The organism is Streptomyces hamibioticus, from assembly GCF_047946815.1.
Classification (GTDB): domain Bacteria; phylum Actinomycetota; class Actinomycetes; order Streptomycetales; family Streptomycetaceae; genus Streptomyces.
Map to the genome: position 1 here is coordinate 2,267,756 of NZ_JBKKQY010000001.1, position 13,747 is coordinate 2,281,502.

General features: G+C 72.0%; 13 protein-coding genes. 7 read left to right on the top strand and 6 right to left on the bottom strand.

Going from position 1 to position 13,747, the window contains the following annotated elements; genetic code table 11:
• Nucleotides 1-7 precede the first annotated feature (7 nt).
• The 4 genes from ACLGIH_RS09980 to ACLGIH_RS09995 all read right to left on the bottom strand — a co-directional run bounded on the left by ACLGIH_RS09980 (nucleotide 8) and on the right by ACLGIH_RS09995 (nucleotide 3,846).
• Entirely contained in the window at nucleotides 8-2,227 is a 2,220-nt protein-coding gene (locus ACLGIH_RS09980; RefSeq protein WP_416524872.1) for a HelD family protein, read from the bottom strand.
• 175 nt (nucleotides 2,228-2,402) lie between these two features.
• Complete coding sequence (locus ACLGIH_RS09985) at nucleotides 2,403-2,735, bottom strand: thioredoxin family protein (RefSeq protein WP_416524873.1); 333 nt, start codon at nucleotides 2,733-2,735, stop codon at nucleotides 2,403-2,405.
• Nucleotides 2,732-3,145, bottom strand: coding sequence for a MerR family transcriptional regulator (locus ACLGIH_RS09990; RefSeq protein ID WP_416524874.1), 414 nt, complete (start codon nucleotides 3,143-3,145; stop codon nucleotides 2,732-2,734). The genes ACLGIH_RS09985 and ACLGIH_RS09990 overlap by 4 nt, the downstream gene beginning before the upstream one ends.
• Nucleotides 3,146-3,225: 80 nt before the next feature.
• On the bottom strand, nucleotides 3,226-3,846 hold the full coding sequence (locus ACLGIH_RS09995) for a maleylpyruvate isomerase family mycothiol-dependent enzyme (RefSeq protein WP_416524875.1): 621 nt from the start codon (nucleotides 3,844-3,846) through the stop codon (nucleotides 3,226-3,228).
• A gap of 60 nt (nucleotides 3,847-3,906) precedes the next feature.
• Between ACLGIH_RS09995 and ACLGIH_RS10000 the strand changes: the two genes are divergently transcribed.
• Nucleotides 3,907-4,350: a MarR family winged helix-turn-helix transcriptional regulator gene (locus ACLGIH_RS10000; RefSeq protein ID WP_416524876.1), complete on the top strand. Its 444-nt coding sequence runs from the start codon at nucleotides 3,907-3,909 to the stop codon at nucleotides 4,348-4,350.
• A 125-nt stretch (nucleotides 4,351-4,475) separates the two neighbouring features.
• Here ACLGIH_RS10000 and ACLGIH_RS10005 read toward each other — a convergent pair whose 3' ends face one another.
• On the bottom strand, nucleotides 4,476-5,885 hold the full coding sequence (locus tag ACLGIH_RS10005; RefSeq protein WP_416524877.1) for a cation:dicarboxylate symporter family transporter: 1,410 nt from the start codon (nucleotides 5,883-5,885) through the stop codon (nucleotides 4,476-4,478).
• Nucleotides 5,886-6,037: 152 nt separating this feature from the next.
• Here ACLGIH_RS10005 and ACLGIH_RS10010 point away from each other — a divergent pair, with 152 nt between their 5' ends.
• The 6 genes from ACLGIH_RS10010 to ACLGIH_RS10035 all read left to right on the top strand — a co-directional run bounded on the left by ACLGIH_RS10010 (nucleotide 6,038) and on the right by ACLGIH_RS10035 (nucleotide 12,637).
• Nucleotides 6,038-7,696, top strand: coding sequence for a sensor histidine kinase (locus ACLGIH_RS10010; RefSeq protein WP_416524878.1), 1,659 nt, complete (start codon nucleotides 6,038-6,040; stop codon nucleotides 7,694-7,696).
• Nucleotides 7,693-8,382, top strand: a complete 690-nt coding sequence (locus ACLGIH_RS10015; RefSeq protein ID WP_416524879.1) for a response regulator — start codon at nucleotides 7,693-7,695, stop codon at nucleotides 8,380-8,382. Before ACLGIH_RS10010 ends, ACLGIH_RS10015 begins: the two co-directional genes overlap by 4 nt.
• Nucleotides 8,383-8,589: 207 nt before the next feature.
• Complete coding sequence (locus ACLGIH_RS10020; RefSeq protein ID WP_416529332.1) at nucleotides 8,590-9,960, top strand: extracellular solute-binding protein; 1,371 nt, start codon at nucleotides 8,590-8,592, stop codon at nucleotides 9,958-9,960.
• 28 nt (nucleotides 9,961-9,988) lie between these two features.
• A complete protein-coding gene (locus ACLGIH_RS10025) occupies nucleotides 9,989-10,945 on the top strand; it encodes a carbohydrate ABC transporter permease (RefSeq protein WP_416524880.1) in 957 nt (318 codons plus the stop codon).
• 6 nt (nucleotides 10,946-10,951) lie between these two features.
• Nucleotides 10,952-11,815, top strand: coding sequence for a carbohydrate ABC transporter permease (locus ACLGIH_RS10030; RefSeq protein ID WP_416524881.1), 864 nt, complete (start codon nucleotides 10,952-10,954; stop codon nucleotides 11,813-11,815).
• 105 nt (nucleotides 11,816-11,920) lie between these two features.
• Complete coding sequence (locus tag ACLGIH_RS10035; protein ID WP_416524882.1) at nucleotides 11,921-12,637, top strand: helix-turn-helix domain-containing protein; 717 nt, start codon at nucleotides 11,921-11,923, stop codon at nucleotides 12,635-12,637.
• Nucleotides 12,638-12,683: 46 nt separating this feature from the next.
• On the opposite strand, the gene ACLGIH_RS10040 is transcribed toward ACLGIH_RS10035, so the two are convergent.
• Nucleotides 12,684-13,709, bottom strand: coding sequence for an ATP-dependent 6-phosphofructokinase (locus ACLGIH_RS10040; protein ID WP_416524883.1), 1,026 nt, complete (start codon nucleotides 13,707-13,709; stop codon nucleotides 12,684-12,686).
• Between the last annotated feature and the right edge of the window lie 38 nt (nucleotides 13,710-13,747).

Here is a 13,747-nt window from a genome sequence, read left to right on the forward strand (position 1 = left end):
ACCCTGGTCATGCCATGTCGACGAGGCCCTTCGGCAGCGGCTCGGTGTGCAGGACGCCGAGCCGCTGGGTGGCCCGGGTCAGGGCGACGTACAGGTCGCTGGTGCCGTAGCGGCCGGGCTCGACGACCAGGACGGAGTCGAACTCCAGGCCCTTGGACTGGCGCGGGTCGAGCAGGACGACCGTGTGCGTCAGGTCCGGCTCGGTGCCCGCGGTCACGCCGTCCAGCCGGGCGGCCAGCGCCCGGTGCAGCTCCCGGGGAGCGATGACGGCGAGGCGGCCCTCGTCGGGGGTGAGTTCGCCGACCGCCCCGGCCACCGCCGCCGGGAGGTCGTCGACGGCGCGGACCCAGGGCCGGACCCCCGTGGAGCGCACCGAGGCGGGCGGGTCGAAGTCCGGTGCCTCGGCACGGACCACGGCCGCGGCCACGTCCATGATCTCGGCGGGGGTGCGGTAGTTGACGGCGAGCCGGGTGTGCTCCCAGCGGTCCTCGACGTACGGCGCGAGGATCTTCGACCAGGAGCCGACGCCGGCCGCCTCCGCGGTCTGCGCCGGGTCGCCGACCAGGGTCATCGAGCGGGTCGGGCAGCGGCGCATCAGCAGCCGCCAGGCCATCCGGGACAGCTCCTGCGCCTCGTCCACGATGATGTGCCCGAACGCCCAGGTGCGGTCGGCCGCGGCGCGTTCGGCGGCGCTGCGGTGGTCCTGCTCCTCCTGCCGCTCGGCGAACCGCTCGGCGTCGATGATGTCGTGGGCCAGCAGGACCTCGGCGTCCTCCTCGTCCTTGTCCTCGAACTCGTAGGTCCGCGAGGCGTACGACACGTCCAGCACGCCCTGCGCGTAGGCGACCTGCTCCTCCCGCTCGCGCTCGGCGCGGGCACGGGTCACCCGGTCGTCCTCGCCGAGGAGTTCGGCGGCCTCGTCCAGCAGGGGCACGTCGGCCACCGTCCAGTGACGGGTCACCGGGCGGCGTACGGCGTCGGCGTCCCCGGCGGGGAGGAAGTCCTCCGGCGCGGCGAGGAAGTCGGCGACCAGGCGCTGTGGGGTGAGGCGCGGCCACAGCCGGTCGACGGCGGACCAGACCTCGGGGTTCTCGGCGAGTTCGTCGCGGATCTGGGTGATGTCACTGGCGTCCAGCAGGCTGGAGCCGTCGAACGGGTCGGTGCCGATGCGCTCGGCGTACAGCTCGGTGAGCGTGTTGAGGATGTGGCCCTCGAAGTGCTCGCGGGCCGCGTTGTGCGGCAGCTTGGCGGCGCGGGTGCGCTCGCGGGCGACGTTCACCAGGCCGTCGTCGAGCATCAGGACCTCGCGGTCGTGCTCGATCGCGATGACCGGGTCGGGCAGCGCCTGCCGGCTGCGGACCACCTCGGCGAGCACGTCGGCCATCTCCGCGCGGCCCTTGACGGCCGCCGCCTCGGGCGGGTCCGTGGCCGTCGCCTTCACGCCGGGGAACAGCTCGCCGACGGTGGCCAGGAGCACGCCGGTCTCACCGAGGGAGGGCAGCACCTCGCCGATGTAGCCGAGGAAGGCCGGGTTGGGGCCGACGATGAGGACGGCCCGCTTGGCGAGCAGCTCGCGGTGCTCGTAGAGGAGGTAGGCGGCGCGGTGCAGGGCGACGGCGGTCTTGCCGGTGCCGGGGCCGCCCTCGACGACCAGGACGCCGCGGTGCGGGGCGCGGATGATGCGGTCCTGGTCGGCCTGGATGGTCTGCACGATGTCGCCCATGCGGCCGGTGCGCGCCGAGTTCAGCGCGGCGAGCAGCACGGCGTCGCCGGACGGGTCCTCGTGACCGGTCCGCGTCTCGTCGCCGAGGTCGAGGATCTCGTCGTGCAGGGCGGTCACCGTGCGGCCCTCGGTGCTGATGTGACGGCGGCGGCGCAGGCCCATCGGGGTGTGGCCGGTGGCCAGGTAGAAGGGGCGGGCGACGTCGGCGCGCCAGTCGATCAGGACGGGGGTGCGCTCGGCGTCGTCGGCGCGCAGCCCGATGCGGCCGATGTGGTGGGCGTCGCCCGAGGTGAGGTCGATGCGGCCGAAGCAGAGGGAGCCGTCCACCGCGTTCAGCGCGGCGAGCAGCCCGGAGCGCTCGGCGACGAGGATGTCCCGCTCCAGACGGGCCTGCATGGGGGTGTTGCCCTGCGCGAGCGCGTCCGTGACGCCGCCCTCGGTCTCCCCGCGCAGCGCGTCCACCCGCGCGTACAGCCCGTCGATGAATTCCTGCTCCTGCCGCAATTCATCGTCCGGAAATCCGGTGTTTGACAATTCCGCTCCAGCCCCGATATACTGTGCTCACTGAACTTCTTTTGCGACCCGCCTTTCGGAAGTCGCGAATCACCGAATATACGCAAGGAAATCCCCCGAGCGCAATTGCTCGGGGGATTTCCTGCGTTCGGGCGGGTCGGGCCCGCTACAGCGCCTCCGAGACCTCCTGGAGCAGCCGGCGCCTGGGCCGGGCGCCCACCATCGACTTCACGGGTTCGCCGTCGCGGAAGACCATGAACGTGGGCATGGACAGCACTCGGTAGGCGTTCGTCGTCTCCGGATTGGCATCGACGTCCAGCCGCACGACCCGCAGCCGGCCCGCCTCCTCCGCGGCGACGGCGGAGAGCACCGGAGCCATCTGCCGGCACGGCGGGCACCAGTCGGCCGTGAACTCCACCAGTACCGGCAGGTCCGCCCCGATCACCTCCGCGGCGAAACTCGCATCGGTCACCTCGGTCACACCGTTCGCCTTGCTCACAGCCCTCGCCCTCCCAGTTCGCAGACCGGTTCCGGACCGCCCGGAACCGACGCCTCGGCGGCCAGTTCCGCCCGCGCCAGCTGCGCCGCCACGGTGTCCCGCACGCTCCGCAGCTCGCCGATCAGCGCGTCCAGCTCCGTCAGCTTGCGCCGGTAGACCGCGAGCGACGCCGGACAGGAGTCGCCCTCGGGGTGCCCGGCCCGCAGACACTCCACGAAGGGCCGGGTCTCCTCCAGGTCGAACCCGAAGTCGCGCAGCGTCCTGATCTGCTCCAGCAGCCGCACGTCCCGCTCGTCGTAGGTCCGATGCCCGTGGGCGTCGCGCCGCGCGGGCAGCAGGCCCCGCGACTCGTAGTACCGCAGCGTCCGCGTCGTGGTCCCCGCCCGTGCGGCCAGCTCACCGATGCGCATGCGGACGAACGTAGCCCTTGACGCCGACGTCAAGGCAAGAGCGGCCCCCCTGCGGGCAGGCAGGCCGGCCGGAAGCCGCGCTACGGCAAGGTGCCGGTGAGCCGGGGTGCCGCCGTCTCCGGACGGCCGGTCAGGAACAGCAGCAGCGCCGCGATCGGCCCGCGGATCTCCTCCCCCGTCCCGCGCGCCCAGTCGATGTCGGTGGCCACCAGCCGGGCGCGCGGCAGCGGCCAGGGGCGGGGCGGGAAGCGCATGGTCCACACCCGGTCGGCGGCGTCCCGGGCCGCCTCCGGGGGCATCTCCCGCTCCCGGCCCACGGCCAGGGCGATGTCCTGGCCGTGGACGAGGATGTCCATGAGCGGCTCCCGGCGCGTGGTGGCCGGTGCGAGCCGGCGGGAGCCGATGACCGAGCGGAGGTTGGCGACGATCTCGGCGGTGGGCAGCCGGCCCTCGCGGACCGCCGTGTCGTGGATCAGGCGATCGAGGCTGCCGCGGGCGCGGACCAGCTCCCGCAGGGCGGTGCCGTGGGAGACGCGCGGCGCGAGGGTCAGATGGGCGGCCACCTCCCGCACCCGCCAGTCCCCGCACTGCGTGGGCCTCTCCCACTCCTTCGGGGTCAGCTCCTCCAGCAGGTCCGCGAGGCTCGCCCGCTCCCGGTCGACGACCCGCCAGCACTCGTCCGCACCGAGTACCGCACCCATGGGATCACCCACTCCCGAGTGGTAAGCTTCACTGACCAAATTAGTCAGAGAGGCTGACCAGTGTCAAGCGATATCAACACGGGCGTCCTGCTGTTCATCCCGTACCGGGCGCTGGAGAACCGGGTCTTCGCGGCGCTCGCGGAGGCCGGCTTCGACGACTTCACGCCCGCCCAGGCCCGGGTTCTCCAGCGCATCGGGCCCTACGGCACCCGGCTGACCGAACTCGCCGAACAGGCGCAGATCACCAAGCAGACCGCGGGCTTCCTCGTCGACCAGCTCCAGAAGGCGGGGTACGTCACGCGGGTGCCGGACCCGGCGGACCGGCGGGCCCGGCTGGTGTGCCTGTCGGCCCGGGCCCTGGCCGCCAAGGACGTCGCCGACGCGGTGATCGCCGAGGTGGAGCGGGAGTGGGCGGCGCACCTGGGGCAGCGGCGGATGACGCAGCTGAGAGAGGCGCTGACCCTGCTGCGGGAGATCACCGACCCGTGGGCGGAGACGGACTGACGCCCGAGCCCCGGGACGGGACTCGGGCGTCGCGGGGAACGGAGCGCGATTCGGGCATCGCGGGGCCGGGCGGCTGAGCGGCGAGGGGACGTCCCAGCCGCCCGGCGTCATGGCTGGTCCGGTGTTCAGGCCCGGGCCAGTTCCTTCTCCCCGCCCGGTTCCGGCGCCTCGGCCCCGGCACCGGTGTCGCCGTCGGTGCCGCTGCCGCCGCCGTGGCCGTCGTCCAGCAGCGTCTTCTCGTCGAACGGCGCCCGCCCGGCGAGCACCTCGTCCACCCGGGCCTTGTCGATCTCCTTGGTCCAGGTGCCGATCAGCACGGTGGCCACGGCGTTGCCGGCGAAGTTGGTCAGGGCGCGGGCCTCGCTCATGAAGCGGTCGATGCCGACGATGAGGCCGATGCCGTCCACCAGGGCGGGCTTGTGGGACTGCAGCCCGCCCGCCAGCGTGGCCAGGCCCGCACCGGTGACGCCGGCGGCGCCCTTGGAGGCGACCAGCAGGAAGAGCAGCAGCGGGATCTGCTCGCCGACCGACATCGGCGTGCCCATGGCATCCGCGATGAACAGCGAGGCCATGGTCATGTAGATCATGGTGCCGTCCAGGTTGAAGGAGTAGCCGGTCGGGACGGTGATGCCGACCACCGGCTTGCTGATGCCCAGGTGCTCCATCTTCGCGATGAGCCGCGGCAGCGCGGACTCGGACGAGGAGGTGGACAGGATCAGCAGGAACTCGCGGCCCAGGTACCTGAAGAGCGAGAAGGCGTTGACGCCGGAGACGATCCGCAGCAGCGCGCCGAGCACCACGAAGATGAACAGGACGCAGGTGACGTAGAAGCCCAGCATCAGGACGGCCAGGCTCTTCAGGGCGTCCAGGCCAGCCGAGCCGGTGACCGCGGCGATGGCGCCGAAGGCCCCGATCGGGGCCGCCCACATGATCATGGCCAGCACCCGGAAGACCAGCCGCTGGATGTGCTCGATGCCGCGCAGGATCGGCTGCCCGGCGGGGCCCATGGCCTGCAGGGCGAAACCGCACAGCAGGGCGATGAGCAGGGCCTGGAGCACCTCGCCCTCGGTGAAGGCGGACACGATGGTGGTGGGGATGATGCCGAGCAGGAACTCGGTGGTGCCCTGGGCCTCCGCGTCGACCTGCGCGTGGCCGCTCTCCTTCACCGCGTCGGTGACCGCCAGGCTGGTCCCCGGGTCGAGGATGTTGCCGACGACCAGGCCGATGCCCAGTGCCACCAGCGACATGACCAGGAAGTAGACCAGGGCGATGCCGCCGACGGCGCCGACCTTGGCCGCCTTCCGCACCGAGCCGATGCCCAGCACGATCGTGCAGAAGATGATCGGCGAGATCATCATCTTGATGAGACTCACGAAGCCGCTCCCGATCGGCTTCAGCCGGACCGCGAAGCCGGGGGCGGCGAGCCCCACGACGATGCCGAGGGCGACCGCGATGATCACCGCTATGTACAGGTAGTGCGTGCGGTCCCGCTTGGCTTCGGGTGCGACAGGTGCCGTATCGGCTGTGCTGGTCACGGCGGCCCTCCTTGACGACGTCGTCGGTGTCACCGGCGTGCGGCTCACGTCCGGGGCGGGGTGGGGGATGCCGTGACTATCTCCCGGCCTGTGAGCGCGGTCACCCTTCCGTTCATTTAGTTCACAATCGGCCACGGGGGAGACTGGGCGGCATGCACCTCCGCGTACCGCGCCCCCGTAGCCTGGCCGGTCAGCTCTTCGCCATGCAGGCCGTGCTGATCGCCGTGGTGGTGGCCGGATACGCACTGTTCACCTACGTCAGCGACCAGCAGCAGGCCGAGCAGGCGGCCGGCCGACAGGCCAGGGCGGTCGCCCTGTCGATAGCCGACTCTCCTTCCGTGCGGGAGGCGATCCGCTCCCCCGATCCCTCGGCGCGGCTCCAGCCGTACGCCCTGACGATCACCCGGGACACGGGAGTCGACTTCGTGACGATCATGGACCCGCGGGGCATCCGCTGGACCCACCCCAACCCCGAGCAGATCGGCCGGCCCTTCCGCGGCCACATCGAGCAGGCCCAGCGGGGCCACACCTTCACCGAGACCTACACCGGCACCCTCGGACCGTCGGTCCGGGCGGTGGCCCCCGTCGAGGACGGCGGGCGGATCGTCGGCCTGGTCAGCGCCGGCATCAGGGTGGAGGAGATCAGCAAGCGGGTGCGGGACCAGCTGGCCGCCCTGCTCGGCGTCGCGGCCGGGGCCCTGGCGATCGGCGCGGTCGGCACCTATGTCATCAACGCCCGGCTGCGCCGGCACACCCACGGCATGAACGCGGCCGAGCTGAGCCGGATGCACGACTACCATCAGGCGGCGCTGCACGCGGTGCGCGAGGGGCTGCTGATGCTGGACGGGCAGTACCGGGTGGCGCTGATCAACGACGGAGGACGGGAGCTGCTGGGCGTGTCCGCCGACGACGACGTGATCGGCCGGTCGGTCGCCGGGCTGGGGCTGCCGGCCCAGCTGACGGGGGCGCTGCTGGCCTCCGGGCCACGGGTGGACGAGGTGCATGTCACGGCGGAGCGGGTGCTGGTGGTGAACACCTCGCCGGTGTCCGGCGGCGAGCGCCGCGGCACCGTCGTCACCCTGCGCGATGTCACCGAACTCCAGTCGTTGACGGGAGAGTTGAACTCCGAGCGCGGCTTCAGCCAGGCCCTGCGCTCGCAGGCCCACGAGGCCGCCAACCGGCTGCACACGGTCGTCTCGCTGATCGAGCTGGGCCGCGCGGAGGAGGCCGTGGAGTTCGCCACGGCCGAGCTGGAGCTGGCACAGGCGCTGACCGACCAGGTGGTGGCGGCGGTGACCGAGCCGGTGCTGGCGGCGCTGCTGCTGGGCAAGACAGCCCAGGCCAACGAGCGCGGCGTGGAGCTGGTGGTGTCGCCGGACAGCCGCCTGGACGACGGACTGCTGCCGCCGTCGCTGCCCGCCCGCGACCTGGTGACCATCCTCGGCAACCTCGTCGACAACGCGGTCGACGCGGCGCAGGGCAGCACGCGCGCGCGGGTGACGGTGACGGCGTACACGGCGGGGACGGAGCTGGTGCTGCGGGTGACCGACACGGGCGCGGGCGTCGACCCGGCCCACGCCGACCTGGTCTTCCAGCGGGGCTTCTCGACCAAGCCGGCCGGGCCGGACGGCCGCGGCCTCGGCCTGGCGCTGGTCCGGCAGGCGGTGCACCGGCACGCGGGGTCCCTGACGGTGGCCGGGGCCGAGGGGGGCGGGGCGCGGTTCGAGGCGCGGTTGCCGCTGACCGGGGACCGGGAGCCGCCGGCGGCGCGGGACGGGGCCGCCGGAACGCCGTCCGGAGGCGGCGCATGACCACCGAGCAGCCTATCCGCGTCCTGGTCGTCGAGGACGATCCCGTCGCCGCCGACGCGCACATGATGTACGTCGGCCGGGTACCGGGCTTCATCGCCGTCGGCAAGGCGCACACGGGCGCGGCGGCGCGGCGGGCGCTCGACCGTACGCCGGTGGACCTGCTCCTGCTCGACCTGCACCTGCCGGACGTGCACGGCCTGCAACTGGCCCGCACGCTGCGGGCGGCCGGGCACCACGCCGACGTGATAGCGGTGACGTCGGCGCGCGACCTGACGGTGGTGCGCGAGGGCGTGTCGCTGGGCGTGGTCCAGTACGTGCTGAAGCCGTTCACGTTCGCCACCCTGCGGGACCGCCTGGTGCGCTACGCCGAGTTCCGCGGCACGGCCGGGGAGGCGAGCGGCCAGGACGAGGTCGACCGGGCGCTGGCCACCCTGCGGGCCCCCGGCCCGGCGGCGCTGCCCAAGGGGCTGAGCGCACCCACGCTGGAACGCGTGACGGTCGCGCTGCGGGACGCGCAGGAGGGCCTCACCGCGGCGGGCGTGGCCGACACGGTGGGCATATCCCGCATCACGGCCCGCCGCTACCTGGAGCACCTGGTGGACGCGGGCCGAGCCCACCGCACCCCGCAGTACGGCCAGGTGGGCAGACCGGAACTGGTGTATCGCTGGGTCAGGCAGCGCCCTTGAGGGACGCGAGCGGTATCGATGTGCGGCTCCGCCGCGTGGGCGCGCCCGGCCCGGACGAGCCGCAGCGGCCGGCCACCGAACCCGGCACCCCCCGAAGGCGCCGCAGCCGACCCCCGCACGCGCATTGACCCGACTGGACCAGTCCTCTTACGTTCACCTCGCAGCCAACGGCCACAACGACGTGCGCCCGCAGGAGGTGTCGTGCCCGTGCGCCCCACCGTCCGGTTCACCGCCCTGGTCACCCTCACCGCTCTCGCCTCCACCGCGCTCGCCGCCTGCGGCAGCGGCTCCGGCAGTGATCCGGACACGGTCAAGGTCGCCTTCAAGCAGTCCACGGACAACTCCATCAAGGTGATGGACACCCATCTCGCGGACATGAAGAAGCAGTTCGTGAAGGCCCACCCCGGCAAGAAGGTCCAGCTGCTGCCCATCAAGGCGCCGGACTCGGAGTACTACACCAAGCTCCAGCAGATGCTCCGCTCCCCCAAGACCGCGCCCGACCTGGTCTACGAGGACACCTTCCTCATCAACTCGGACATCGCCAGCGGCTACTTGATGCCCCTCGACCCCTACCTCGACGAGTGGCCGGACTGGGACCGGTTCATCGACACGGCGAAGGCGGCGGCCCGCGGCGAGGACGGCAGGACCTACGGCGTCCCGGACGGCACGGACACCCGCGGCCTGTGGTTCAGCAAGGACGTCTTCGCCGAGGCCGGGCTCCCGGCCGACTGGCAGCCGGAGGACTGGGACGACGTCCTCACCGCCGCGCGCACCATCAAGCGGAAGGTCCCCGGCGTCACCCCCCTCAACGTCTACACCGGCAAACCCGCGGGCGAGGCCGCGACCATGCAGGGCTTCCAGATGCTGCTGTACGGCACGGGCGACGGCACCTCCGACCCGCTGTACGACAAGGACGGCAGGAAGTGGATCGCCGGCGGCAAGGGGTTCCAGGACGCCCTGGCCTTCGTCGAGACCGTGTACCGGGAGAAGCTGGGCCCGGACGTCTCCGACGCGCTCGACCCCAACTTCAGCACCCGGGTGCGCGGTGAGCTGCTGCCGCAGGGCAAGCTGGGCATCGCGCTGGACGGCTCCTGGCTGCCGCAGGACTGGCTGGAGGGCAGCGGGCACGAATGGCCCGGGTGGTCCGAGGAACTGGGCCTGGCCCACATGCCCACGCAGCACGGCCAGGCGCCGGGCAGGGTGAGCATGTCGGGCGGCTGGACCTGGTCGATCCCGGCCAAGGCGGACAACCCCGAACTCGCCTTCGAGTTCATCAAGACGATGCAGACCGAGGCGAACGCCCGGAAGTGGTACATCGCCAACGCCGGCATCGCGGTCCGCGAGGACGTGGCCGACGACCCCGCCTACGTCGAGGCCCAGCCCAGCATCGGGTTCTTCACCGACCTGGTGGAGTACACCCACTACCGGCCCGCCTACCCGGCGTACCCGAAGGTGTCGGTCGCCATCCAGGAGGCCATGGAGGGCGTGACGACCGGCGACCTGACGGTCGAGGAGGCGGCGCGCGGCTACGACGAGGCGCTGCGGGAGGCCACCGACAACCAGGTGGTCGAGAAGTGACGGGTGCCGTGGACGGCGGCGGGCGCCCGTGACCGCCGCCACCCCGCCCCACGTCGGCGGCCCGGAGGTCACCGAGGCTCCCCCGGGCCCGCCCGCCGCGCCCCCGGACCGGACGCGGAGGGGTTCCCGGCGCCGCACACTGGCCCGGGCCCTGCCCGTCTCCCCCGCCGTCGTCCTGCTGCTGCTGTTCCTGGGCGGGCCGATCGTCTACTGCGTCGTCATCGCCTTCACCGACCTCCAGCTCACCGGGCAGGCCGAGGAGTCGTTCGTCGGGCTGGAGAACTTCCGCCGGGCGTTCCGGGACGAGGCGTTCCGCAACGCCGTATGGCTGACGCTGGTGTTCACCGTGCTGTCGTCGCTGATCGGGCAGAACACCCTCGGCCTGGCGCTGGCGGCGCTGATGCAGCGCGCCTCCAGGCCGGTCCGCACGCTGACCGGCGGCATCGTGATCACGGCGTGGGTGCTGCCGGAAGTCGTGGCCGGCTTCCTGCTGTACGCGTTCTTCCGCCGCGAGGGCACCTTGAACGCCATCCTGGACCGGCTGCACCTGCCGTCCCAGAACTGGCTGTTCACACTGCCGATCCTGGCGGTGTCCTTCGCCAACGTCTGGCGGGGCACGGCGTTCTCGATGCTGGTCTACTCCGCCGCGCTGAACGAGATCCCCAAGGAGGTCACGGAGGCCGCCGAGGTCGACGGCGCCGGCGGCTGGCGCCGCATGTGGCACGTCACCCTGCCGATGATCCGCCGCTCCATCGGCACCACCCTCATGCTCAACACCCTCCAGACCCTGTCGGTCTTCGGGCTGATCTGGGTGATGACGAGGGGCGGCCCGAGCGGCAGGAGCCAGACGCTGCCGCTGTTCATGTACGAACAGGCCTTCCAGAACAGCCTGATCGGCTACGGCACCGCGGTCGCCCTGCTGCTGTTGCTGATCGGCTCGCTGTTCTCGGTCGTGTACCTGCGCCTGCTGCGGACGGAGGTCTGAACGGCCATGACCCGTCCGGCCCGCGTCCTCGCCGCCCGCACCCTCGCCGCCCGCCGCACCCGGCACCGGCTGGCCGCCGACACCGGGCTGCTGCTGGCGGCCTGTGCCTTCGTGCTGCCGCTGGCCTGGGTGGTGCTGTCCGCCCTGGACCCGCACGCGGACCTCCGGGTCAAGGCACCCGGCGGCCTGACACTGGACCACTTCGACGCGATCCTCACCCCGGAGATCACCTTCACACCGCTGCTCAACAGCCTGATCCTGTGCGGCGGCGCGACGGCGCTGACGGTGGTGTGCGCGGCGCTCGCCGCGTATCCGCTGTCGAGGTTCCGGTCCCGGCTGAACCGGCCGTTCCTGCTGACCGTCCTGTTCGCGACCAGCCTGCCGATCACGGCGGTCATGGTGCCGGTGTACGCCCTGTTCGTCCGGGTGAACCTGATCGACACCATGCACGGGACGATCCTCTTCTTCGCCGCCTCGCAGCTGCCCTTCGCGATCTGGCTGATGAAGAACTTCATGGACGGCGTGCCCAAGGAGCTGGAGGAGGCCGCGTGGACGGACGGGGCCTCTGCGCCGCAGTCCCTGGTGCGGATCGTGCTGCCGCTGATGGGGCCGGGTGTCGCGGTGGTGACGGTGTTCTCGTTCGTCATGATGTGGGGCAATTTCTTCGTCCCCTTCATGCTGCTGCTCACTCCGGACCAGATGCCGGCCTCGGTGAGCATCAACGAGTTCTTCGGCAACCGGGGCATGGTGGCGTACGGTCAGCTGGCGGCGTTCTCGGTCGTCTACTCGACGCCGGTGATCATGCTGTACGTGCTGGTCGCCCGGCGGCTGGGCGGCGGGTTCGCACTGGGCGGCGCGATCAAGGGATGACCCGGTCAACGCCCTTTTCGGTCACGCGTGACCGAAACCGTAGGTTCCTACAATCCGTGATCCTGGCCGAACAGACCGTAGTCACCGACGTCCGGGCCCCCTACCTTGTGGCCCGTGCACCGACCCTCAGCTCCACCGAACCAGCCCGGCCCTCCGTTCAACGCCCTCGCGGCCCGCCGTCTGCGGGCCGGCCTCGGCATGGGCCCCGAGCACGTCGCCCACGGCATGCGCGTCTCGTACGGACTCCCCTACGTCACCCCGGACCTCGTCGTCGCCTGGGAGCGGGGCATCGCCTCCCCCGCCAACCACGAGCTGACCGCGCTCGCCGGCGTGCTGTGGTGCTCGCCCGGGGAGCTCATCGGCCGCGCGCGCACCCTGCGCGAGCACCGCATCGCCCGCGGCCTCGCGCCCGAGGACGTGGCCCGCACGGTCGGGATGGAACTCAGCGCGTACCTGCGGGCCGAGGAGACGGACAGCTGGCGCGGCACCGAGCGCCAGTCGGCCGCGCTCGCCCACACGCTCGGCCTCGACCTGCCCGACTTCGTGGCCGTCACGGGACGCGAGGAGAAGCTCGCCGAGCTGCTGCGCAGCGCCGCGACCACCCGCTGGCAGGCCTACGTCCGCCCGGTCTCCAAGCTCGTGCCCCTGGACCGGGGCATCCTGGGCGACGTGCTCCAGGAGCTGCACGAGGACTACCAGGGGCACATGACCGCCACCCTCAGCTGGGGCGGCGGCAGCCGCGACTCCCGGGACTCCGGCGACGACTTCCTGGACCGGATCGTGGAGATCTTCTGGACGGCGGTCCGCGGAACCACCGGTTAGCACACCGCCTCGGCCTCCGGCCGGAACACCCGCCCCCGGCGTCCGGTCAGAACACCGACTCGGCCTCGTCCATCCGGTCCTTGGGCACCGTCTTCAGCTCGGTGACCGCCTCGGCCAGCGGCACCATCCGGATGTCCGTGCCGCGCAGCGCGGTCATCATGCCGAACTCGCCCCGGTGCGCGGCCTCCACCGCCTGCCATCCGAACCGGGTGGCGAGCACCCGGTCGTACGCGGTCGGCGTGCCACCGCGCTGGACGTGGCCGAGGATGACCGGCTTGGCCTCCTTGCCGAGGCGCCGCTCCAGCTCGTAGGCCAGGGCCGTGCCGATGCCCTGGAAGCGCTCGTGGCCGTACTTGTCGATCTCGCCCTTGCCGTAGTCCATGGTGCCGTCGGCGGGGTGGGCGCCCTCGGCGACGCAGACCACGGCGAACTTCTTGCCGCGGGCGAACCGCGCCTCGACCATCTTGACCAGGTCGGCCGGATCGAAGGGGCGTTCCGGCAGGCAGATGCCGTGCGCACCCGCGGCCATGCCGGACTCCAGGGCGATCCAGCCCGCGTGCCGGCCCATGACCTCGACGACCATCACGCGCTGGTGGGACTCCGCGGTGGTCTTCAGGCGGTCCATCGCCTCCGTGGCGACGCCCACGGCGGTGTCGAAGCCGAAGGTTCGGTCGGTGGAGGAGATGTCGTTGTCGATCGTCTTCGGCACGCCGACCACCGGCAGCCCGGCGTCGCTCAGCATCCGGGCGGCCGTCAGTGTGCCCTCGCCGCCGATCGGGATCAGCGCGTCGATGCCGAAGCTCTGGATCATGTCACCGGCGTTCTCGCAGGCCTCGCGGAGCCGGTCGCGCTCCAGCCGGGAGGAGCCGAGGATGGTGCCGCCGCGGGCGAGGATGCCGCTGACCGCGTTCAGGTCGAGGGTGCGGTAGCGGCCGTCGAGCAGGCCCGCGTAACCGTCCTCGAAGCCGATGACCTCGTCGCCGTAGTTGTCGACCGCGCGGTGCACGACCGACCGGATCACGGCGTTCAGGCCGGGGCAGTCGCCGCCTGCGGTGAGAACTCCGATGCGCATCGTGCTGTATCTCCTGCTCGATGTTGTTGCCGGTGAGC